Origin of the sequence: Bacillus sp. 7_6_55CFAA_CT2 (genome assembly GCF_000238655.1) — a bacterium.
GTDB lineage: Bacteria > Bacillota > Bacilli > Bacillales > Bacillaceae_G > Bacillus_A > Bacillus_A cereus.
On sequence record NZ_JH414710.1, the window covers coordinates 62,603 to 83,747 of the forward strand.

Below are 21,145 nucleotides of genomic sequence, written 5' to 3' on the forward strand. Positions count from 1 at the left end.
CTGATTTCAGCAGCTTTTCCCCCTTTATATATAAAGAGCGAGAGGAAGAGCTATGACAAAGGTGCATCAGCGATTAATTTCTATTTTAGAGGAATTTTTAGAAGAGAAATCGATGTTAAATCGAGCTTTTTTAGCAGGCCGTTTACATGTATCAACGAAGACGATTCAAAAGGATATAAAATTATTAAATGATATATTGGAAGAAAACGGAGCGAAAATCGAATCGCAAAGAGGGAATGGGTACGAATTAGAAATTATACAAAAGAAGAAATTTGAAGACTTTTGTGTGAGTCTATTTCAAAAACAGACGGAAAAGATCCCAACTTCTTATGAAGAAAGAATAGCGTACATTCTGCAGCGTGTTTTAATGACAGAGGGATATGTGAAGCTTTCAGAATTAGCGGAAGAGATGTATGTGAGCAAATCAACGGTCAATTTAATTATGAAAGATGTTACAGATATATGTGGTTGCTATGAATTACAAATTGAGAAGAGACCGTATTATGGTATACGTATTGTTGGAGAGGAATTTAATATTCGTTCTTGTTTATCACAATATGGTTTACCGCGTTATGATCATACTCCGTTTCATGAGCAATTTGAGCAGACGGAGACATATTTATCGCTACCTCATATATCACTCATTCGTTCAATTATATTAAAGTATATTGAAGGCGGAACAATATATTTATCTGATATAGAAATTGATAATTTAGTCATTCATATTGCAATCGCATTAAAGCGTTGTCAAAGTCAACATTATATGAAAGGACTGCATGCGGAGCAATCAGAACTTATACTAAAGAAAGAATATACAATTGCGAAGCAGATTTTAGGAGATTTAGAGAAAGAGTTGAAATTTTCATTTCCAGAAGAAGAAGTATTATATGTGACGATGCATTTATTAAGTACTGCTGTTACAACGAGAGATCGCTATGAAAATGTAGAAGAGCTATTAGGGAAAGATATATATGCATTTATGCAACATATTCTTTTTAAAGTAGCGGAAGAACGGAATCTTATTTTTTATTATGATGAAGAATTATTATTTGGATTTGGTATTCATTTAAAAACGTTATTAAATCGTTTGAAGTATAAGTTAAATACGAGAAATCCTCTTTTGGCAGAAGTGAAAAAGAATTATCCGTATGCTTTTGAAATTGCGGTTCTTGTTGGAGATATCATTGGTGAATATACGGGTGAATCGATCCCTGAAAGTGAAATTGGTTATATTGCAATTCACTTCGGCGGAGCGATGAGCCGTTTGCAGGAGCAAAATCAAAAGAAAAGATGCTTATTAGTTTGTGCGACTGGTCAAGGAAGTGCACAACTATTAAAATATAAAATTTTATCACAGTTCCGAGATAAATTAGAGATTGTAGGTATTACAGGCTATTATCAATTGAAAGTAGAAGATCTTTATAAAGAAAAAATAGATTGTATTATTAGTACGATTCATATACCGAGTGGCTTGCCTGTTCCAGTTATAAAAGTGAATTCAATATTTGATGATAAAGAGATTAAATCGATTGGTCAGCGGTTGTTTACGCATGTGAATACTAGTGTGCAGCCTTATATTAAGGAAGATTTAATCTTTTTAAATCATAATGCTTCTACGAAAGAGGATGTTATTCAGTTTTTATGTGAGAAAGCTGCTGAGAAACGCTATGTACCAGAAAACTTTTATGCTTCTGTTATAGAAAGAGAAAATACGTCTCCGACAGCGGTTGGGAATTCAGTTGCAATCCCGCATCCGATGCAGTTATTAAGTGAGGAAACTTTTCTGATGTTTTGCACACTTGAAAAGGCTGTTGATTGGGGAGATAAAAAAGTACAAGTAATTATTTTATTTAGTGTAAAGCGCAATAATAATGAAGATTTGCAAAGGCTTTATGATTTTTTATATGATATTATGTCTAGTCAAACTACGATAGAGAAACTTACTCAGACCGAGGTAATTGAAGATTTTCAAGAGATTTTATTATCATTTTGAAAAAGTATATAAAAACTTCCGTTACATAACGGAAGTTTTTTATGTTTAATTGTATGCGTTTTCATAATAAGATAAAAATATAGAAAACATATAGCTTGGGGGAATTTAAAATGGCTGATATGCAAACTCCATTTGCGTTAATTTTACATGGTGGCAATGCGAGAAGCGCGGCGCTTGAAGCAATTGCTTTTGCAAGACAAGGAGATTTCGGGAATGCCGGTGAAAAGATGAAACTTGCTAGTGAGGAAATTTCAGCAGCGCACCGTATTCAAACGGATTTAATTCAAGAAGAGGCAAGAGGAAATCATGCAGAAATTAGTTTACTGTTAGTGCACGCACAAGATCATTTAATGAATGCAATTACAGTGAAAGAACTGGCTGAAGAATTTATTGCTCTTCATAAACGAGTAGAAGAGAAAGTGACCGTATAAGATGTACATTTTATTATGTTGTGCAGCAGGTATGTCAACGAGTATGGTCGTAAGAAAAATGCAAGAAGAGGCAAAGAAACAGGGGAAGAATTATAAAATTAAGGCGGTTGATTCAGAACTTGTGAAACTTGAAATAAAGGAAGCAGATGTCGTTTTAATCGGTCCACAAGTGAAATATTTATTTCCAGCTGTAGAGTTTCTTGCGAACTCATACAACATACCAGTTGCGATTATAGACCAACGAGATTATGGTATGTGTGATGGTTTGAAAGTGCTTAAGCAAGCAGAACAATTAGTTTTAGCATAATTATATCTTTTTAAATATAAACATTATAATGTTATAAAGTTTATTTCATTCTTTTATAGTAGAGAGAAAGAGGAGGGCTATTGATGAATGGGTTTATGAGTTTTATGGAACAAAAGATTATGCCAACAACGCAAAAGATTGCAGGACAACGACATTTATTAGCAATTCGAAACGGGGTTATTTCTACATTACCGTTAACGATCGTCGGATCATTTTTCGTTATCTTTTTAAATTTACCAATTGATGCATATATGGAATGGATTGCACCGTTTCGCCATATTTTAGATATTCCATTTCGATTTACAGTAGGACTAATGGCATTATACGCAGCGTTTGGTGTAGGGGCTTCGCTCGCGAACTTTTATCAGCTCAATCAGTTAAGTGCAGGGTTATTATCTGTACTCGCCTTTTTACTAGCATCAGTTGAACCAATTCAAATTACGAAAGCTGTACCAGGTGTTATTGATGCAGGTAGATATATTTCAGTAGGAACATTAAGTGCAACGTCTTTATTTGGCGCAATTGTTACAGCATTAATTGCAGTAGAAATTTATCATTTTATGATTAAGCATAATATCTCGATTAAATTACCAGATAGTGTACCACCAGCAGTTTCAAATTCGTTTGCAGCATTAATTCCAACATTAGCAGTTATTCTTTTATTCTGGGGCATTCGCTACGGTTTGAAATTCGATGTAAATACAACAATTACATATTTAATCGCACCATTAAAATCAGTATTAGTAGGAAATAATTTATTCGGTGGTTTATTAACAGTATTCTTAATCGTGTTTTTCTGGTCATTCGGTATACATGGACCAGCGATTTTAGGACCAATTATTCGTCCGATGTGGGATTCAGCAATTCTTGAAAATATGGAAGTATTCACGGCTACAGGAAATGCACATCAGTTACCAAACTTATTTACAGAGCAGTTCATTCAATGGTTCGTATGGATTGGCGGATCAGGCTCAACGTTAGCTTTAGTTATTATGTTTATGTTCTCTAAATCTAAGTTCTTAAAAGAGTTAGGTAGATTATCATTCGTGCCAGGCTTATTCAATATTAACGAACCAATTATTTTCGGTGCACCAATTGTAATGAACCCAATCTTAATTATTCCGTTCGTTATTACACCGTTAGTGACAACGACAGTATCATATTTCGCAGTTGTTTCAGGTATGATTCCACTTATGATGGCGAAACTGCCATTTACGATGTTAGCACCAATTGCAGCGGTGATTAGTACGGACTGGACAATTATGGCTGGTGTACTTGTACTTGTTAACTTTGTTATCTCGTTCGTTATTTACTATCCATTCTTCAAAATGTATGAGAAACAACAATTAGCAGGAGAGGAGAAAACAGAATGCTCGGAGCAATTATCATCTTAATTACATTCGTGGTCGGACAGTGTATTGCCCATTATTCGAAATGGGTACAAAGTAAATCTTTATTAGTGTTACTATTAGTATCAGTTTTATTTATCGGTTGTTCAATGGGTGCATATGTAATGTTAGGATTGCAATCACCGTACGTAATTATTGTACCGACAATTTTATGTGCAACGTGTTTATCTGCAAAATATAGATTTACGAGCATGGCATTAATACAACGTGTGAAGGAGATGCAAAAGCATGGAGCGTAAATTAGGAATTTCACTTTACCCAGAACATTCAACGAAAGAAAAAGATATGGCTTATATTTCCGCAGCGGCACGACATGGTTTTTCAAGAATATTTACTTGTTTGTTATCTGTGAATCGTCCGAAAGAAGAAATTGTAGCTGAATTTAAAGAGATTATCAATCACGCAAAAGATAACAATATGGAAGTTATTTTAGATGTAGCTCCGGCTGTGTTTGATCAGCTTGGTATTAGTTATAGCGATTTATCATTCTTCGCGGAGTTAGGCGCAGACGGTATTCGTTTAGATGTAGCTCCGGCTGTGTTTGATCAGCTTGGTATTAGTTATAGCGATTTATCATTCTTCGCGGAGTTAGGCGCAGACGGTATTCGTTTAGATGTAGGCTTCGACGGGTTAACTGAAGCGAAAATGACGAATAATCCGTACGGTTTAAAAATTGAGTTAAATGTAAGTAACGATATTGCGTACTTAGAAAATATTCTTTCGCATCAAGCGAATAAATCAGCTTTAATTGGTTGCCATAATTTTTATCCGCAAAAATTCACTGGTCTTCCGTACGATTATTTCATTCGCTGTAGTGAACGCTTTAAAAAGCATGGTATTCGCAGTGCAGCTTTTATTACATCACATGCCGCAAACATCGGTCCATGGGATATTAACGACGGATTATGTACGTTAGAAGAGCATCGTAATTTACCAATTGAAGTACAAGCGAAGCATTTATGGGCAACAGGGCTAATCGATGATGTCATTATCGGAAATGCTTATGCGAGTGAGGAAGAGTTAGAGAAACTAGGAAACTTAAATCGCTACATGTTACAGCTAAAGGTACACTTTGTAGACGAAGCGACTGAAGTAGAAAAGAGAGCCACGCTGCAAGAATTACATGTAAGGCGCGGTGACATAACAGAATATATGGTACGTTCTACAGAAGTGCGTAAAAAGTACAAAGACTATGACTTCCCAGTGCGCGAAAGTGTGCTGCAGGAAAGAGGGCAAGTTGTAATTGGAAACAATTCATTTGGTAAGTATAAAGGTGAACTGCAAATCATTCTGAAAGAAATGCCGATAGATGAACGGAAAAATATCGTCGGTACAATTGCGGAAGAGGAGTTATTCTTACTAGATTATGTAGGAGCTTGGACGCAGTTTACTTGTGTGGAATAGGGAAGAGAAGGAGAGGATGCTGTGGCATTCTCTTTTTTCTGTTGATATAGTAGTCTATCGTATATAGAATGCAAAGAGATAGATTTGATTTTGACGGGAGCGAAGGAGATGGAAGAGTATATAGATGGTTTATTAAGGCGGATGGCTGATGAAGATACAGAGGTTAGGCATCGTGCTTATGATGAAGCAAAAGAGCTAGATGACCTATTAACGTTTCCTTATTTACAGCAGAAGGTAACCAAAGCAAAAAAAATAGCAATGAAGAAAGATATGTATTATGTAATGACGAAACTTGCTATTAATACGAAAGAGATCAGTATTGCTGATTATCTTATAGATTGTTTGGAATGTGAACAAAACCCGACTTTGTTAAGTGAACTGCTTAGTAATATTTATACACTGCCAGAAGTAAGTGATACAAATAAAATTATTCCGTATATTTACCATAAAAACGATAGTGTTCGTTTTTGGGCAGTTTCTTCCTTAAAGTTATGTAAATCATTAGAAGCGGAGAGTGCTTTACTAAAGTTGCTGGATACTCAAGAAAATAAAGATGAGATTACAAATATTTGTTATACCTTGCTTGAGATTGGAACAAATCAATCGATTCTGCCGTTAACAAAGCTTTTATATAGTAATAGTGCCTATGTTCGTTCAACTGTTATTGAGGTGTTAGCAAAAATAGGGGGATCGGACTTACAAATAGTTTATATTGAAGCTTTACAGGATAGAAATGTGATGGTGAAATATGAAGCTGTTCGAGCTATTTATACGTATGGCGACGAAATGGCAATGAGACCAATTTGCGAACGTGTGAATAAAATTGTTGCTAGAAGACGGAAAAATGAAGCAGAGCCTACGGATGAAGCAGAGATTATCATTGCTCTTCGTTTCTTACATAAGTTTGCTAATCATGAAGAAGTTTTAAAGATATTTGATAAAGTGTATAAAAAACGTGGAAACTTGTTTGTGTCGGAGAGGAAGTGGCTTCGAGACAATATTACTTACTTTCAAGAGAAAGAAAGAATGTAAGAATCATAAAAAAAGAGCCAGCCTCAACGATGAGACTGACTCTTTTTTACTAACTAGTTTAATACTTTAACTGTAACTGTTTTACGTCCCCAGCTACTTGATGTACCTTTATCTGGCATTAAAACGTCGATTTTATTACCTTTAATAGCTCCACCAGTATCACCAGCGATTGCTACTCCGTAACCTTCAACCCATACTTTTGAACCTAATGGAATTACACTTGGATCAACTGCAATAAGTTTCATGTTTGGATTAGCTGTTAAGTTATGACCTAAAGCTGATTTTACTTGGTCGCCTGCTTTATAACCATTTTCAAGTGGATCTGCTGTGTAAGCTGTTGCTACAACACGTAACTCACGAGAAGATGATGGTGCACTTGTTTCAGTTTCTTTTGCAACAGGTTGTTGTGTAGCTGGTTTTTGAGCTTTAGCAGCTTCACGAGCTTTAGCTGCTTCTTGAGCTTTAGCAGCTTCACGAGCTTCAGCTGCTTCTTGAGCCTTAGCTTCTTGAGCTTTAGCCGCTTCACGAGCTTTGGCTGCTTCTTGAGCCTTAGCCGCTGCTTGAGCTTCAGCATCTGCTTGAGCTTTAGCTGCTTCACGAGCTTTAGCCGCCTCTTGAGCTTTAACTTCTGCTTGAGCTTCAGCATCTGCCTGAGCTTTAGCTGCTTCTTGAGCCTTAGCAGCTTCACGAGCTTTAGCTGCTTCTTGAGCTTTAACTTCTGCTTGAGCTTCAGCTGCTTCGCGAGCTTTAGTTGCTTCTTGAGCTTTAGCTTTTGCTTGAGTTTCAGCTACTTCCTGAGCTTTAGCAGCTTCACGAACTTTAGCTGTATCTTGAACTGTAGTCGTTTTTTCAACTTTAGCTACTGGTTGAACTTTAACTGGTGCTTTACCTGTTAAGTAAGGAACATGAACATAAGCTGTTTTTCCGTTATATTCAAATTGAATCCAATCATTTTGTACTTGGTGTGTTGTTTCAATTATATCATCTTTTTTCAACTTACCAAGAATCTCTGAGTCTGTGTTTGCTCCAGCACGTACGTTTAATACGTTTGCTGTTACGTAGTAAGTGTCTTTTGTATAGTCAGCGCTTATGAAAGCTTCTTTACCGCTATTCAATTGAACTTTTGACCAACCATTTTCTGTATGTAAAACATTTACTTTATATCCATCTAATAATTTTCCTACAACTTTTGATTCAGTAGTTGGGTTTTCTCGTACGTTTAGTACGTCAGTCGTTACGATTGTTTCTGCTTTAGCAGATGTTGTGAAAATCCCAAGACCAAAAACCGCTGCTGTTGCTATACCCATAAATTTTTTCATAATAGCCTCCATTGCATTTGTTTTCGTTGACCTCATTATAGCAACCATTATTTTCTTATTTGCGAAAAACATAAAATTACAAAGCTTTCGTAACGGGGCATTAATATTCTGTAACAATTCCATAAATATCCTGATAGCGCTTCCTTGTTGTTTTTTGGCGTATCAGGGCATATGAAACACAAAATGAGTAGTATTTCAATTACTGTAACGTTAATAATATTACAGTAATATTTCTAAGTGATATCTATAGCGTTACGGAAGTAGCATATTTTACTGTTTGAATGGAAAATTAGTTATAAAACGATAATCTTTTTAGGCGTGAAAATATATAAATGAGGTGAAATTTAATAAAATATCGGTATAATTGTTACAAAATCAGTCGAAGTATGGAAAAAATTACGCCTTGATTTTCGTCTGTTACATAGTATTTTTGCAATAATAGAATTAGATAATAGCCTTAGTACCTATAAATAATGAAGAGTATTAGAATGATAGTTGTAACGTGGAACATATATAATAGAAGAAACTCAATTTAGTAGATAAATAAAAAACGTAGGAGTGTAAACTCCTACGTTTTTGTTTATTCATATCGTAAACATTCAATTGGATCCAGTTTGGCAGCTTTGTTAGCTGGTAGTAAACCGAATATAATACCGATTAACATGGAGATACCTACTGCAAGAAGTCCAAGTTCTTTTGAGACAACGAGTGGCCATCCAGCAAAGATTGAGACGATCCAAGCGAAGAAAATACCGAGCATGAATCCGATGAAACCACCAAGTCCTGTTAAAATACAAGATTCGATTAAGAATTGTGTTAATACTTTACCACGTGTTGCACCAAGTGCTTTACGAATACCAATCTCACGTGTACGTTCTGTTACAGATACGAGCATAATGTTCATTACACCGATACCACCAACAAGTAAGGAGATAGCAGCAATACCACCAAATACCATTTTCATCATACCGATTGATTCGTCTAGTTGTTTCGTAAATTCACCTAAGTCTTGTGCTTCGAATTTGTGCTCAAATTTAGGAGCTTTCATTTCGTTTAAGACAGAAACGGCTTGTTTTTCTACACTTTTACGTTCTGTCGGAGAGGTCATTGTTAATCTTACAGAGTCATACTCATTTACTCCTGAAATGACAGGCGCATTTTCAAGTGATGTATAACCTTCAGGCATAGGCATTCCAAAGTCGTTTTTCGTTTCGTATACACCAACTATTTTATACGGCTTTCCTTTTATATCTGTGTATTGATTTGATTCCCAACCACTACTAAATAATTTGTTGAAAGCTTCTTCATTTAATATAACAGCAGGGATTGCTTGGTTTAGTTCACTGTCATTTAATTCACGACCGTGAACTAATTTTATTTTCGAATCTGTCATAAAGGCGCCTGTTCCACCTTTTAAATCAAGATTTACATCTTTTGAACCAGCAGATGCTTTTACTTTCATACTTACGTCTGGATACACATCTTTAACGCCTGGTACAGTTTGCAGACGGTTTAGCATATCAGGTGTGATTTTGGCACTATCTGTTCCGTAATCAGGATTGTTGTAGTAAATCGTTACTTCGTTATCTTTTCCTTGGCCTAATTCTTTTTTAAACTTTGCGTTTGTACCATCACCCATTGAAATGATAGTAATAATGGCACTAATACCGATAATAATACCTAACATCGTTAAAATAGAACGCATTTTATGAGCAAAGATAGAGGAAAGGGCCATGCGTATATTTTCACTCGTATTCAAAATTAACCTCTCCAATCTTGGACGATATTTCCGTCACGAATTACAATTTGACGTGCTGCAGCTTCCCCGATTTCACGGTCATGGGTAATCATAATAATTGTTGAGCCTTGTTTATTTAATTCGTAAAAGAGGTCCATAATTTGTGTACTCGTTTTCGTATCAAGTGCCCCCGTCGGTTCATCGGCTAAAATGAACTTTGGGTTATTTACGATTGCACGTGCAACAGCGACACGCTGCTTTTGTCCACCTGATAATTCGTTCGGTAAGTGAGTAGCGCGATCAGCTAAACCGACTTTTGTTAAAGCAGCTAATGAGCGCTCGCGTCTTTCTTTTTTATCGACTCCAGCGTAAATAAGAGGTAGTTCTACATTTTGAAGCGCTGTAAGTCTCGGTAATAACATGAAGTTTTGGAATACGAATCCGATCTCTTTATTACGTACGTGTGCAAGTTCTGTTTCAGTCATGTTTGAAATATTTTGACCGGCTAGTTCGTACGTACCTGTCGTCGGTTTATCTAAGCAACCGATAATGTTCATTAATGTTGATTTACCAGAACCAGAAGGTCCCATAATAGAAGTGAATTCTCCTTGGTTCAGTGTTACGTCAATTCCGTGTAATATTTGAACGGATTCTGCACCATTTTGGAAGGATTTCGTGATGCCTTTTAAGTTAATCACTGGGCGACAACCTCCATACCATCTTTTAAGTCTTTTTCAGGTTTAGAGATAATTTCCTCTCCTTTTTTCACTCCAGAAACTTTTGCTTCGCTATCAGTCTCGAATTCAACAGTAACTGCTTGTTCTTTCGCCTTACCGTCTTTTACAACGAAGACAACATTTTTATCACCTTTTTTCACGATACTGCTTTTCGGAACAATTGTACCAGTTGCTTCGCCAGATTTACTTGTTACGTAAACGTGGAAGCCGTTTTGTAATTCGTCACTATTATCTAATGTGACAGTGAATTGATAGTTAGAAACAGTTTTATTTTCATCCATGCTCTTTAATGGTGTAGAACCGATTTCTGTTACTTTTCCTGTCCAAGTCTTACCAGCGACAGTTTTTGATGAAACAGTTACTTCTTGCCCAACTTTCATACTAGCAAGCTCATATTCAGAAAGTTGACCTTTTACCTTAAATTGACCAGCGTGACGAAGAGTAACCCCGCTCATACCTGTTTTTTCGTCAGCAGTTTTCACGATATCATCAATTACTCCATCAGCAGGACTTGTTACAGAAAGAGTGTTTACTTTCTCTTTTGCTGCTTTAATCATTTCATCAGCTTTTTCAACTTCAAACTTTTTCATTTCAAGTTGTGATTCTAATTGCCCAACTTCAGCTTCTGATGCTTTTAATGCTTCAGCAGGAAGGCCTGCATTTTTATCTTTTTGTAATTTTTGTTTCGCCGCATCAATTTGTTTTTGGAACAACGTTACTTCTTTTTGGGCGATTTTCTTTTGCATTTCTGCTTCTGTTACACCTTGTTTAGCAGTCGGGTCATTGTATTTAAATAGAAGCTGACCTTTTTTCACTTCATCGCCTTTTTTTACAGCTAATTCATATGTTCCTTTTGTTGGATCGAATGAAATAGTTTCAATTCCATTTGGAATAACTTCGCCACCAAATTTTTGCGCGTTTTGGATTTGTTTTTCAGTTACTTTATATCCGCTATATGCCATTGCTACTTCGGAACCGCCCCCAGCAAATGCAAAGTATGATCCAGCTGCAATTCCGATTGCTACTACACTAGTAATTAACACTTTATTTTTCTTCTTCATCTATTTATCACCTTTTCGTTCGTTTTAGTATCTACATTAAGTATAGAAGAGGTGAAGAATCTGACAAATCGTTTTAGCTTACAATAACCTTACAGTTTTGTAAGGTATGAATATGTAAATGTAAGGTGGAGGTTGTCCTATTGTAAGCAAATGAATTGACTCGTTGTTTCTTTCTTACAATAATATTGTATGAAGGAGAGGAGGAAGGAAGATGGAAGCTTATTTTAGTGCGCATCCATTAAAACCGTTTATTCCATACTCAAGGCAACATGCCATTATATTATTTATTATGTTGGTGGGGATATTTTTTCTGTATCAATACCAAGATTTATTACGTCAAAATGAGTGGAATATAACGGTTCGATATGCGATTGCATTTTTATTTATAGGTAGTGAAATTGGGCTTCATATGTGGGAGTGGAAAGCGGGGATTTTTGAGCTAGCTACTTCATTACCGTTTGAGTTATGTACAATTAGTTTGTTGTTAGCGTCGATTATGATTGTAACGAAAAGTTATCGAATATATGAGATTGTATTTTTTACGGGAGTTATTGGTGCATCACAAGCCATTTTAACACCAAATTTGCAATATGCTTTTCCGCATTTTCGTTTCATTGAATATTTTATCGCGCATGTATTGCTTATTTGGGCACCACTCTTTATGACTTGGGTGGAAGGCTATAGACCGACCTTGCAATCTATTAAGCGTACGATGATATTTTTAAACATATTGATTCCGCTTGTTTCGTTTGTGAATTACAAAACAGGTGGTAATTATATGTTTTTAGCTCATAAGCCAGAAACAGCTTCATTACTCGATATGTTAGGGCCGCATCCTTACTATATTATTTCATTAGAAATAGCTGCGCTTATTGGATGTTTCATTTTGTATATGCCGTTTGCGAAAAGAGAAAGGCATGCGCATAAAGAATCACTAGGATCATAGCCTAGTGATTTTTTGCCTTTAAAATATTTACAATTCAGAAAATTAAGAATAAAATTAAGAGGTAAATTATAGAGAGAGAAGGGCGAAAATGGTCAAAAAGGTATTTTTGAATGGGATGGAAGTGACGATTCAATTTCTTATTTCGATTTTGGGGATTATTTGTTTAGGAGCACTGCCGAAATTATTTTATGGATTTGAGCTGCATGCATCAGAGTACATACAGAGTTTAAAAGAAGTGTTTGTGAACTTAATGGATATTTCCAATTTGCAATATGTGAAAGGTAAATTTTTATTTCCGCAGCTGTTCGTCCATTATAAAGAAACGATTATTATTTTTTTGGCTGCTTTTTTTATTTCATTATTTGTAGCATTTTGTATCGTTTATGTAATTATGAGTAGTTCACCGCGTATACAACATCGAATTAAATCATTTCTTATCTTCCTAGAATCCATTCCAGATATTCTTCTTATTTTAGTATCACAAATTTTAGTTGTATGGTTTTTTAAACAAACAGGTTTTTTACCTTTTCAAATTGCTTCAATTGGAGGCGAGTCGATTAGGGGGTTGCCAATATTGTGTTTGAGCATCCCGACTACGATTATGTTTGTAAAAATGGTCGTGCTTCGTTTTGAAAATGAACTAGAAAAAGATTATGTACTATTTGCTAAGGCGAAAGGGCTGGGGCGCTTTCATATTTTAAATCGTCATATTTTACGAAATGTGTTGCTTAGTACATTATTCTTTGCAAAAACGAATATCTTTTTTATGTTATCTAATTTATATATTATAGAATGGATTTTTAATACGGGTGGTATTTTTATGTTTTTGAAATCGTATTTTGGTATTAGAGTTGAGGTTTTCATCGTTAGTGTGCTTCTTATATATATTCCGATTTTTATTTTATTTAAATTGTTTCATTATCTCATTCCGGCTGCGATGAAGGAGAGATTATAATATGTGGACGTATATAAAACGTGATAAAAGATTTTGGATAAGCATTGGGTTTCTTCTCCTATTAGTTCTTTTGAGCATCGGAAATACGTTATGGAATGATGGACATATTAGACAAGTTACATTGCAATATGATGCGGATGAAAATCCACAAGTGCCACCGTTTCCACCTTCATTCCAATTTTTACTCGGGACAGACCGGAAAGGGTATGACCTGTTACATTTAGTCATTGAGGGCGCGAAGTGGACGATTGGTATATCTATTTTAATTGCGGCACTTAGAATGGTAATAGGTGTGTTTTTCGGTGTCGTACTCGGAACGTATATAAAAAGAGGATTTTCAAAAATTGAGGCTTTCTTTGATAGTTTTACAGTTATTCCGACAGTTATGATTGCGTATTTTTTTCTTCAATCTGCAAATGCATTTGGAAGCGGAGAGGAGACAACAACCTTTTTTGAAAGGGCTTCGTTTCAAGTGGTATTACTTGTACTGCTTGTAATGCCAGTTATTGCACTGTATGTTGCGAAGGAAGTTCGTAAATTGCGAACGGAAGAATTTGTTGATGCCGCGCGCATATTAGGCGGATCGAGAAGACGTATTGTTATAAAACATCTTTTTCCGCATCTCTATATGACTTTTATACTCGTATTTCTTCAACAGTTTACGCAGAGCCTTACTATTTTACTGCACTTAGGATTACTTGAAGTGTTCTTTGGTGGGACTGTTACGTTTGGTGGACCTATAAAAGAGGTGGAATCTTATACGCATGAATGGTCAGGTTTAATTGGAGTATACTTTAGATCATTAACAGTGCATCCATGGATTCCTCTCGTCCCAATTACATTTTTTGGGCTTACTATTTTTTCAGGAAATATGATTGTGAAAAGTATAGAAGAGGCGATGTTGAAAGTAAGGTTAGGCGGAGAGCTAAAGAAGGATGTTGTAGAAGAGGAACAATCTGTTGTGCAGTCAAAAGAAGAGTTATTTACTTTTAAGCATACGATGTGAAGAGAAAGAAGAAGCAAGCATGGATTTCATGCTTGCTTCTTTTCTTTATTTTGTAGAAACTTCACCTGCAGCTTCTGTTTGCGGAATAAAGTATCCAATTATACCACCGATTATTGCTGGAATGATCCAGCCAATTCCTAAGTTATAAAAAGGAATGGTGTGTACGATATTAGCGATAAAATCTGGTATCATTTCCACATTATCAAGTGCGTGAATACAGCTAATAATAAATGCTGCGATCATCGCTCCGATGTAGACAGAAGGTTTACGTTTCGTATATTTATCGATAAATGATACGAAAATTAAAATGATTGTAATTGGGTACAAAATAATTAATACAGGTAGTGTGATTTTAATTAATAAGCTTAATCCTAAGTTTGAAATAACGAAACTAAAGATACAAACGTATAGCACAAGCTTTTTGTATGAAACATTTGTTAGCACTGTTGTGAAGTAATTTGCAAATGCACTTACAACGCCAATTGCCGTTGTTAAACAAGCGAAGATAATGGCGATACTTAATAAAATATTACCGCTTGTCCCAAAGAATTGATACATAACAGTAGCTAATAGTTGACCACCGTTTTCGAATTGCCCTAAGTTTCCGTTTGAAGCTCCGATATAACCGAGTAAGAAGTAAACAATTGTTAAGAATAGAGCAGCGATACTTCCGCAAATGATTGTATATTTCGCGATAGATTTCTTCTCTTGTATACCGTTTTGACGAATTGCATTTACAACAATTGTTGATAGTACGAGAGCGCCAATTGCATCTAACGTTAAAAATCCTTCAAGAAATCCTTTGAAAAACGGGATGTCTTTATAGTCACCGATAGGTTCTGCAAACGTCCCTGGTGAAAGAATCGCTTTTGTTGCCATAATTGCAATAATTACAAGTAAAATTGGCGTTAATATTTTACCGATATGATCTACTAGCTTGGATGGATTTAATGATAAGAAGTAAACGACTGTAAAGAAAATCGCACTAAAAACTAACATAGAATACCATTGATCTGGGAAAAGTGGTGCAATCCCGATTTCATAAGATACAGATCCAGTTCGTGGAATAACAAATAGTGGGCCGATTGAAAGATAAATAATGATAGCGAATACTGCTGCGAATTTTGGATGAACACGGCTCGCTAAAGTGTTAAAACTACCACCAGCAAGGGCAACAGCAACGATAGCAAGTAAAGATAAACCGACGTCTGTAATAATAAACCCTGTAATGGAAACCCACATATTTTCTCCGGAAGAAAGACCGAGAAGGGGCGGGAAAATCATATTACCAGCACCGAAGAAAACTGCGAATAGTAATAAACTAATCGAAAGTATTTGCGCTGGTTTTAAAGTTGTATGCATATAAAGAAAATCCTCCTAATGAGTGTTTTTGTCGAAAATTCAAATAATTTGTCGAGTAACTGTTATTATTTTAAAGGTCTGATGACTAGAAAGCAATAGGGAATTTTGAAAATATTAAAAAATAATGCATTAAATCGAATAAATATACTATTTATATGTTTAATAGGAAGGATTTAACTTTTAACATAAAAAAACACATATCGCTAGGATACGTGTTTTAAAAAAATATTTTTTTATCGCGTTCTTCTTTTAAAATTTCAACTGCTTCTCGGAAACGTTGTGAATGGACAATTTCTCGTTCACGTAAGAAGCGTAGGCTGTCATTTATATCTGGATCATCTGATAAGTTAATGAGCCATTGATATGTTGCGCGTGCTTTTTCTTCAGCTGCAATATCCTCGTATAGATCGGCAATTGGATCACCTTTAGCCTGTATATAGGTTGCAGTAAATGGAACACCAGCAGCGTTATGGTAATGAAGAGCACTGTCATGATCAGCGTAATGAGGGTCAAGACCAGCAGCTTTCATTTGTTCAGGGGTCGCATCTTTCGTCAGCTTATAAACCATTGTAGCAATCATTTCAAGGTGAGCAAATTCTTCTGTACCAATATCAGTAAGTAGGCCAATGACTTTATCAGGAATTGTATAACGTTGATTTAAGTAACGTAGTGCAGCAGCTAATTCTCCATCTGCACCACCGTATTGCTCGATTAATAATTTTGCAAGTGCGGGATTGCAAGTTCCCACTTTAACTGGGTATTGTAATTTCTTTTCATAAATCCACATAGTTTCTCTCCTTTATATTTGCCATGGCCAAGGACCTTTGCTCCATTCCCAAGGGGCATTAGAATAGCTATTTCCAAACTGTTGGAGTGGTCCGTATTTTTCTTCCATCTTTTGTTTTAATACTCTCCGTTTATAGGAAAAATCATTAAATTGATTAATCGCAGCGGTGTCATCTGGATGTGTATCTAAATAAAGAGTGAGTTCAACTAGTACAAAGTCTAATTCTTGAAGCTCCAGTAAAAGCTGATAGTATTCTTCTGGTAGCGATTGATTCACGTCAGTAGTCACCGCCCTTTTTTATAAGGATTTTCATAATAGTCATAAAAAACAGGCCATAAAGTCCCTTTTTGTAGTGCTTCTTTTGGTGTGAATTGCGGCAAGTTTGGCGGTTGAAAGCCTAAAAATAAATTAGGAGGAGTAGAATAATATTTTTTTCCGATAGGAGGACAAGGATCGAGAGGGCTATGATAGGGCACGAATGATCTCATATATTTATTCACGAATAAACCTCCTTACATGTTCATTACTACGTATTGTATTCAGACATAATGAGCATTTATGACACATATAAAAAAGTAATAGGTACGGGGGGAATGAATGTGGAGACTGTGAAACAATTCATTGTATTGGAAGTAAAGAACTTAAAGGAAACTCTGTATTTTTATGAAGGGATTTTAGGGATAACACCTAGTTCAGAAAGGCCGCAATTAGATATTACAGGGGTTTGGTATGATACTGATTCAACGAGAATTAGTTTTGTGATGAATCGCAGTTTGGGCGGGCGTGAGAAGAGTGTTACGGACTCAGTTGATGTTCTAACGTTTTCAATTTCTAACATAGGGAATGTAAAGAAGAGGTTAGTATTTTATAAAATCGCATATACAGAAAACAAAAGTGAGAAGAGTATTGTGGTACAAGACCCGGATGGATATAAACTTCAAGTGATAGAGAAGGATGAATAGACGGAGGGGATTTAGTGGAGAGAAATTATGAAGAAAGTGCGTTGTTTGAGCATCAATTTTGGTTAAAGGTACTTACTGATCATGCACAATTTTTACTGGATGCATTAGCTCCGAAGGAAAAAGAGGATATAAAAAAAGCTACTTACTTTGTTGAAACATTTACGAATTTGTTAAATAAAGTTCGGAATGTGAATCTGATGGCATTTTCAAAAGAGGCAGAACAAGCCGCTAAGGAGATTCGGGCGTTTAAATTAAATATTATACAGAAACAGCTGGAAGGGAAAATTACTATTCATTTTACGCCAACTTTTATTAATCATATGGTAAACGAAGTGGAAGAGTATATAACAGTTTTAGAGTTTTTGAAGAAAGGGGAAGTTCCGCCTGTTTTTCATGAATTACATTATCATCTCGTTTGGTTAACGGATGCGGCTGGTCATGCAGGCTCTATTTCTGGTGGATTAGATCTTGTTGAAAAAAGATTGAAAGAGAAAAGCGAAGAATTTACGAAGCATTTTGAACAATTTTACTTAAAGGCAGTTGAAATGACAGGGTATTTACGGACAGAGCTGCATCATTTTCCTGCATTAAAGAAGTTTACGAAAGATGTTTCACTTGAATTGAAATTATTTTCGCATTTTTTACATGAAGTGGAAGAGCTCGAGTTATCTCATGAAGTATTAAGTGCATTATCAGCTAGAATGGCAGATCATATGGCAAGAGAAGAATGTTACTACTTATTAAAACTAGCTCAATCGTCTGGACTTGAAATGCCGAAATGTAATCCGCTTTAAAGAAAAAGAGGTCAATTTTATTTGGCCTCTTTTTCTGTTTTATTGTCTCTTTTTATTTTTGCTTGTTCAATGCTTGCCTGTAATGTCTCCATAATATTAATGATGTTCGGAGCTGGAGAGATTGTTTCGGTTTTTTCCTGCTGTTCAATTTTGTTTTCGATTAGTTCGGTAAGGGCTTCTTTATACTCATCTGTATACATCTCTTGTTCAAAAGGATTTGTAAGATGGTGGATTAAATTGATTGCTGCTGTGAGTTCTTGTTTTTGAATCGGATAATTTTCGTTACTTGGTAAGTTAGGTGTATTTGTTATAGCGCGAATTTCATTAGGGTAGTGAATAGTTTGCAACATAAGACCATCCTCAAAGTTACGGATAATAGCTAAATGTTGTTTTTTTCTAATAGAAATATGAATAAGCCCAAGTTTATTTGTACGTTCAAGAGCTTCTTTTAATAATAAATACGATTTTTCATGTCCTGGGGTAGGACCTATAAAATAAGAGCGATCATAAAGAACAGAATCGATTTCGTTATTTTGGACAAAAGATATAATACGAATGGATCGTGGTTCATGAGCTTGTTGTAATTCAGCTAATTCTTTTTCATCCATAATAATATATTTATGAGGTGCGTATTCATAGGCTTTTACAATATCGTTATCATCAATTTCTTCATCCGTACAATCAGGAGCAAATTTTTTATATTTAATAGGTGTTAAACATTCTTTATGGAGGCTTAAAAATTTTATATCGTTTTCTTCTACGGCACTGTATAGTTTAATTCCTATATTTAATAGTCCAAGTGAAAGTGCACCTTTCCAGACGGTATGCAAATGAAACATCTCCTTTCGTTCAAAAATGATTATGTATATTATGAGATAGTAAGAAATTTCCTATACGTTTTTTGTTTTTTACGAAAGGGATTGGGATATAAAATATATTGACAAGCCCTCTGAAATATTTTAATGTGAGTGTATAAAATTGTGTATAAAGGGGAGTAACTTATTACAGTAAAGTCGTCATTACAGGGAGAAACCCTCGGCTTTATTGGCAACGTTTCGTTGTTAGTGAGACCTTTACCAGCAATGGTAAAGGCCCCTTTCTGTCTTTTTGAGGACCCTTACCATATTTGGTAGGGTCCTTTTCGTATACAAAGAGAGGAGATATAAAAATGAAAAAACTTATTAGTAGATTAAGAGTTGTATTTCATGTTCGCCGATTTGTTCCATTCCTATTTGACTTTTTTACTTCAAAAGAGGTTTCAATAAAGAAGAAAATTTTATCTGTTGCTTTTTTAGTTGGTTATGTTGCGATGCCGCTTGATTTAATTCCAGACTTCCTACCGTTTATCGGTATTTTAGATGATATTGGAATTGTGTTATTCATTTTGAACCGAATTGTAAAAATGGCGCCAGTTCAATTACAAGAAAAGCATAACGTAAACGTAGGATAGGAGTTAAAATATGGAGCAAATGATTTTAGATATAATCGAGTTTTTAAAGCAGTTTTCTTATTTTGGAGTTGTATTGGCTTTAACTTTCGAATTTATTCCGGCAGAAGTCGTTTTGCCTATGGTTGGGTATTGGGTATACGAGGGAGATATGAATTTTTGGCTAGCTGTATTAGCTGGAACACTTGGCGGAACGACAGGACCGTTAACGTTATACGCACTTGGTTATTATGGTGGTCGTCCGCTATTAATAAAATACGGAAAATACTTCTTTATTAAAGAAGAACAAATTCAAAAAGCAGATGATTTCTTTGAGAAATATGGACCAGTTGTAGCATTTGTTGGACGCTTTGTACCAGGGGTTCGAACGCTTATTTCTGTTCCGTGTGGTATGGCGAAAATGAACATATGGAAATTTAGTATATATACATTTGTAGCAATGTTCCCGTTAACGACTTTGTATGTTTATTTTGGAATGAAATTAGGTCCGCATTGGGAAAAAGCAGCGGACGTTGTTGGACAATATATGCTACCGATATTAGGTGGCGTTATTCTTATCGTGGCTAGCATCTTTGTCTATAAATATATGAAAAAAAGAAACAAAACGGAATCTATCTAGTCATATGAATATTTTTTGAAAATAGATGAATAGTACAGGCAAAAGACTCTGGGGGACATACACATATAGGGAATATAAAAGAGAGAGGGGAAACAACTATGTCTTGTGAATGCTCAGGGTCAGCATTAACTTGTTGTCCAGATAAAAATTATGTGCAAGATAAAGTGTGTAGTCCGTGGTCTGCTACTGTAGTTGCAACAGCAATTGATAATGTTCTTTATACAAATAATATTAACCAAAACGTAGTTGGTACTGGTTTTGTTAAATATGATGTTGGACCAGGCCCAATTACTGTAGAAGCGCTTGATTCTGCTGGAGGTACAATTGATACACAAACATTAAACCCAGGAACGAGTATTGCTTTTACGTATCGTCGCTTTGATAGTATACAAGTTGTGTTACCTGCAACACCTGCTGGAACGTATCAGGGAGAATTTTGTATTACAACACGTTATCCACTTTCATAGCAGAATAGGAGAGGATCGAAATGGGAATGAGAAGTTCCAGTTTGTCTTGTTGTTCTAATAAAACACTTGTGCAAGACCAAGTATGTACAGACTGGTCTATTACAGGTGCTGGTACTCAAATTGTATATACAAATAATATCACGCAAGAAGTATATGGTTCAGGTTACGTGAAATATGATGTAGGTGCGAACCCGATTACAGTTGATTTTTTAGTTGGTGCTACAGTAATTGATACAATTACTGTACAGCCGCAAAGTAGTGGTACTTTCACTGTACGATATTTTACGACTGTTCGAATTACTACGACAGGAACAACTGTTAATCAAGGAGAGTTTTGTATTACTGTACGTTATCCGATTTCATAAAAAA

The 21,145-nt window shown here is 35.5% G+C and carries 25 protein-coding genes; 16 read left to right on the forward strand and 9 right to left on the reverse strand.

All coding sequences use genetic code 11. The annotated features are described in order from the left end of the window. The first annotated feature begins 52 nt into the window (after positions 1–52). The 7 genes from HMPREF1014_RS15935 (at position 53) to HMPREF1014_RS15965 (ending at position 6,576) form a co-directional block, all read left to right on the forward strand. Positions 53–1,993 carry a BglG family transcription antiterminator gene (locus HMPREF1014_RS15935; protein WP_000169790.1) on the forward strand — a complete coding sequence of 647 codons (1,941 nt, stop codon included), beginning with the start codon at positions 53–55 and terminating at the stop codon, positions 1,991–1,993. 110 nt (positions 1,994–2,103) lie between these two features. Further along, positions 2,104–2,424: a PTS lactose/cellobiose transporter subunit IIA gene (locus tag HMPREF1014_RS15940; RefSeq protein ID WP_000774631.1), complete on the forward strand. Its 321-nt coding sequence runs from the start codon at positions 2,104–2,106 to the stop codon at positions 2,422–2,424. A gap of 1 nt (position 2,425) precedes the next feature. Further along, on the forward strand, positions 2,426–2,731 hold the full coding sequence (locus HMPREF1014_RS15945; protein WP_000275642.1) for a PTS sugar transporter subunit IIB: 306 nt from the start codon (positions 2,426–2,428) through the stop codon (positions 2,729–2,731). Positions 2,732–2,814: 83 nt separating this feature from the next. Further along, positions 2,815–4,125 carry a PTS sugar transporter subunit IIC gene (locus HMPREF1014_RS15950; protein ID WP_001013053.1) on the forward strand — a complete coding sequence of 437 codons (1,311 nt, stop codon included), beginning with the start codon at positions 2,815–2,817 and terminating at the stop codon, positions 4,123–4,125. Beyond that, entirely contained in the window at positions 4,101–4,379 is a 279-nt protein-coding gene (locus HMPREF1014_RS15955) for a hypothetical protein (RefSeq protein WP_000900048.1), read from the forward strand. The genes HMPREF1014_RS15950 and HMPREF1014_RS15955 overlap by 25 nt, the downstream gene beginning before the upstream one ends. Beyond that, on the forward strand, positions 4,369–5,544 hold the full coding sequence (locus tag HMPREF1014_RS15960) for a DUF871 domain-containing protein (protein ID WP_000440045.1): 1,176 nt from the start codon (positions 4,369–4,371) through the stop codon (positions 5,542–5,544). The genes HMPREF1014_RS15955 and HMPREF1014_RS15960 overlap by 11 nt, the downstream gene beginning before the upstream one ends. A 108-nt stretch (positions 5,545–5,652) precedes the next feature. Further along, positions 5,653–6,576 carry a HEAT repeat domain-containing protein gene (locus tag HMPREF1014_RS15965; protein ID WP_000393385.1) on the forward strand — a complete coding sequence of 308 codons (924 nt, stop codon included), beginning with the start codon at positions 5,653–5,655 and terminating at the stop codon, positions 6,574–6,576. Positions 6,577–6,629: 53 nt separating this feature from the next. Here HMPREF1014_RS15965 and entC read toward each other — a convergent pair whose 3' ends face one another. From entC to HMPREF1014_RS15985, 4 genes are all read right to left on the reverse strand, one after another. Beyond that, positions 6,630–8,018, reverse strand: a complete 1,389-nt coding sequence (gene entC / locus HMPREF1014_RS15970) for a cell wall-binding protein EntC (RefSeq protein ID WP_000421960.1) — start codon at positions 8,016–8,018, stop codon at positions 6,630–6,632. Between the two features lie 457 nt (positions 8,019–8,475). After that, on the reverse strand, positions 8,476–9,630 hold the full coding sequence (locus HMPREF1014_RS15975; RefSeq protein WP_001986269.1) for an ABC transporter permease: 1,155 nt from the start codon (positions 9,628–9,630) through the stop codon (positions 8,476–8,478). Between the two features lie 26 nt (positions 9,631–9,656). After that, on the reverse strand, positions 9,657–10,331 hold the full coding sequence (locus HMPREF1014_RS15980) for an ABC transporter ATP-binding protein (protein ID WP_000609104.1): 675 nt from the start codon (positions 10,329–10,331) through the stop codon (positions 9,657–9,659). Next, on the reverse strand, positions 10,328–11,431 hold the full coding sequence (locus HMPREF1014_RS15985) for an efflux RND transporter periplasmic adaptor subunit (RefSeq protein WP_000728830.1): 1,104 nt from the start codon (positions 11,429–11,431) through the stop codon (positions 10,328–10,330). The genes HMPREF1014_RS15980 and HMPREF1014_RS15985 overlap by 4 nt, the downstream gene beginning before the upstream one ends. A 211-nt stretch (positions 11,432–11,642) precedes the next feature. On the opposite strand from HMPREF1014_RS15985, the gene HMPREF1014_RS15990 reads away from it, so the two are divergent. The 3 genes from HMPREF1014_RS15990 to HMPREF1014_RS16000 all read left to right on the forward strand — a co-directional run bounded on the left by HMPREF1014_RS15990 (position 11,643) and on the right by HMPREF1014_RS16000 (position 14,338). Continuing rightward, entirely contained in the window at positions 11,643–12,377 is a 735-nt protein-coding gene (locus HMPREF1014_RS15990; protein ID WP_000388681.1) for a YwaF family protein, read from the forward strand. 88 nt (positions 12,378–12,465) lie between these two features. Further along, complete coding sequence (locus HMPREF1014_RS15995) at positions 12,466–13,332, forward strand: ABC transporter permease subunit (protein WP_000239675.1); 867 nt, start codon at positions 12,466–12,468, stop codon at positions 13,330–13,332. A 1-nt stretch (position 13,333) separates the two neighbouring features. Further along, on the forward strand, positions 13,334–14,338 hold the full coding sequence (locus tag HMPREF1014_RS16000) for an ABC transporter permease (protein WP_000269948.1): 1,005 nt from the start codon (positions 13,334–13,336) through the stop codon (positions 14,336–14,338). A gap of 45 nt (positions 14,339–14,383) precedes the next feature. Here the strand turns inward: HMPREF1014_RS16000 and brnQ2 are convergent, their stop codons facing one another. From brnQ2 to HMPREF1014_RS16020, 4 genes are all read right to left on the reverse strand, one after another. Beyond that, complete coding sequence (gene brnQ2, locus HMPREF1014_RS16005) at positions 14,384–15,700, reverse strand: branched-chain amino acid transport system II carrier protein BrnQ2 (protein WP_000557552.1); 1,317 nt, start codon at positions 15,698–15,700, stop codon at positions 14,384–14,386. A 217-nt stretch (positions 15,701–15,917) separates the two neighbouring features. Continuing rightward, the gene (cotJC, locus tag HMPREF1014_RS16010; protein WP_000265273.1) at positions 15,918–16,487 is read right to left on the reverse strand and encodes a spore coat protein CotJC; all 570 of its coding nucleotides are present in this window, start codon (positions 16,485–16,487) and stop codon (positions 15,918–15,920) included. A gap of 12 nt (positions 16,488–16,499) precedes the next feature. Further along, positions 16,500–16,763: a spore coat protein CotJB gene (locus HMPREF1014_RS16015; protein WP_001076510.1), complete on the reverse strand. Its 264-nt coding sequence runs from the start codon at positions 16,761–16,763 to the stop codon at positions 16,500–16,502. Positions 16,764–16,771: 8 nt separating this feature from the next. Further along, the gene (locus HMPREF1014_RS16020; protein ID WP_001046257.1) at positions 16,772–16,987 is read right to left on the reverse strand and encodes a spore coat associated protein CotJA; all 216 of its coding nucleotides are present in this window, start codon (positions 16,985–16,987) and stop codon (positions 16,772–16,774) included. Positions 16,988–17,035: 48 nt separating this feature from the next. On the opposite strand from HMPREF1014_RS16020, the gene HMPREF1014_RS16025 reads away from it, so the two are divergent. Then, on the forward strand, positions 17,036–17,449 hold the full coding sequence (locus tag HMPREF1014_RS16025) for a VOC family protein (protein ID WP_001986206.1): 414 nt from the start codon (positions 17,036–17,038) through the stop codon (positions 17,447–17,449). A gap of 14 nt (positions 17,450–17,463) precedes the next feature. Then, the gene (locus tag HMPREF1014_RS16030) at positions 17,464–18,243 is read left to right on the forward strand and encodes a DUF2935 domain-containing protein (RefSeq protein ID WP_000440975.1); all 780 of its coding nucleotides are present in this window, start codon (positions 17,464–17,466) and stop codon (positions 18,241–18,243) included. 17 nt (positions 18,244–18,260) lie between these two features. Here HMPREF1014_RS16030 and ku read toward each other — a convergent pair whose 3' ends face one another. Next, positions 18,261–19,073 carry a non-homologous end joining protein Ku gene (gene ku, locus HMPREF1014_RS16035; protein ID WP_000557745.1) on the reverse strand — a complete coding sequence of 271 codons (813 nt, stop codon included), beginning with the start codon at positions 19,071–19,073 and terminating at the stop codon, positions 18,261–18,263. A 338-nt stretch (positions 19,074–19,411) separates the two neighbouring features. Between ku and HMPREF1014_RS16040 the strand changes: the two genes are divergently transcribed. From HMPREF1014_RS16040 to HMPREF1014_RS16055, 4 genes are all read left to right on the forward strand, one after another. Further along, the gene (locus tag HMPREF1014_RS16040; RefSeq protein WP_000733852.1) at positions 19,412–19,693 is read left to right on the forward strand and encodes a YkvA family protein; all 282 of its coding nucleotides are present in this window, start codon (positions 19,412–19,414) and stop codon (positions 19,691–19,693) included. 10 nt (positions 19,694–19,703) lie between these two features. After that, positions 19,704–20,309: a DedA family protein gene (locus HMPREF1014_RS16045; protein WP_000437066.1), complete on the forward strand. Its 606-nt coding sequence runs from the start codon at positions 19,704–19,706 to the stop codon at positions 20,307–20,309. 98 nt (positions 20,310–20,407) lie between these two features. Next, positions 20,408–20,776, forward strand: a complete 369-nt coding sequence (locus HMPREF1014_RS16050; protein WP_001277540.1) for a DUF3992 domain-containing protein — start codon at positions 20,408–20,410, stop codon at positions 20,774–20,776. 20 nt (positions 20,777–20,796) lie between these two features. After that, entirely contained in the window at positions 20,797–21,141 is a 345-nt protein-coding gene (locus tag HMPREF1014_RS16055; RefSeq protein WP_000525814.1) for a DUF3992 domain-containing protein, read from the forward strand. The last annotated feature ends 4 nt before the right edge of the window (positions 21,142–21,145 follow it).

Bases quoted from the DNA above. Each gene is read 5' to 3' on its own strand.
- brnQ2 (WP_000557552.1), bottom strand. From the start codon at position 15,700: ATGCATACAACTTTAAAACCAGCGCAAATACTTTCGATTAGTTTATTA.
- HMPREF1014_RS16045 (WP_000437066.1), top strand. From the start codon at position 19,704: ATGGAGCAAATGATTTTAGATATAATCGAGTTTTTAAAGCAGTTTTCT.
- HMPREF1014_RS16025 (WP_001986206.1), top strand. From the start codon at position 17,036: ATGAGCATTTATGACACATATAAAAAAGTAATAGGTACGGGGGGAATG.
- HMPREF1014_RS15965 (WP_000393385.1), top strand. From the start codon at position 5,653: ATGGAAGAGTATATAGATGGTTTATTAAGGCGGATGGCTGATGAAGAT.
- HMPREF1014_RS15960 (WP_000440045.1), top strand. From the start codon at position 4,369: ATGGAGCGTAAATTAGGAATTTCACTTTACCCAGAACATTCAACGAAA.
- entC (WP_000421960.1), bottom strand. From the start codon at position 8,018: ATGGAATTGTTACAGAATATTAATGCCCCGTTACGAAAGCTTTGTAAT.
- HMPREF1014_RS15995 (WP_000239675.1), top strand. From the start codon at position 12,466: ATGGTCAAAAAGGTATTTTTGAATGGGATGGAAGTGACGATTCAATTT.
- HMPREF1014_RS15945 (WP_000275642.1), top strand. From the start codon at position 2,426: ATGTACATTTTATTATGTTGTGCAGCAGGTATGTCAACGAGTATGGTC.
- HMPREF1014_RS15985 (WP_000728830.1), bottom strand. From the start codon at position 11,431: ATGAAGAAGAAAAATAAAGTGTTAATTACTAGTGTAGTAGCAATCGGA.
- cotJC (WP_000265273.1), bottom strand. From the start codon at position 16,487: ATGTGGATTTATGAAAAGAAATTACAATACCCAGTTAAAGTGGGAACT.
- HMPREF1014_RS16040 (WP_000733852.1), top strand. From the start codon at position 19,412: ATGAAAAAACTTATTAGTAGATTAAGAGTTGTATTTCATGTTCGCCGA.
- HMPREF1014_RS16000 (WP_000269948.1), top strand. From the start codon at position 13,334: ATGTGGACGTATATAAAACGTGATAAAAGATTTTGGATAAGCATTGGG.
- HMPREF1014_RS15990 (WP_000388681.1), top strand. From the start codon at position 11,643: ATGGAAGCTTATTTTAGTGCGCATCCATTAAAACCGTTTATTCCATAC.
- HMPREF1014_RS16055 (WP_000525814.1), top strand. From the start codon at position 20,797: ATGGGAATGAGAAGTTCCAGTTTGTCTTGTTGTTCTAATAAAACACTT.
- HMPREF1014_RS16050 (WP_001277540.1), top strand. From the start codon at position 20,408: ATGTCTTGTGAATGCTCAGGGTCAGCATTAACTTGTTGTCCAGATAAA.
- HMPREF1014_RS15975 (WP_001986269.1), bottom strand. From the start codon at position 9,630: ATGGCCCTTTCCTCTATCTTTGCTCATAAAATGCGTTCTATTTTAACG.
- HMPREF1014_RS15940 (WP_000774631.1), top strand. From the start codon at position 2,104: ATGGCTGATATGCAAACTCCATTTGCGTTAATTTTACATGGTGGCAAT.
- HMPREF1014_RS15935 (WP_000169790.1), top strand. From the start codon at position 53: ATGACAAAGGTGCATCAGCGATTAATTTCTATTTTAGAGGAATTTTTA.
- HMPREF1014_RS15950 (WP_001013053.1), top strand. From the start codon at position 2,815: ATGAATGGGTTTATGAGTTTTATGGAACAAAAGATTATGCCAACAACG.
- HMPREF1014_RS15955 (WP_000900048.1), top strand. From the start codon at position 4,101: ATGCTCGGAGCAATTATCATCTTAATTACATTCGTGGTCGGACAGTGT.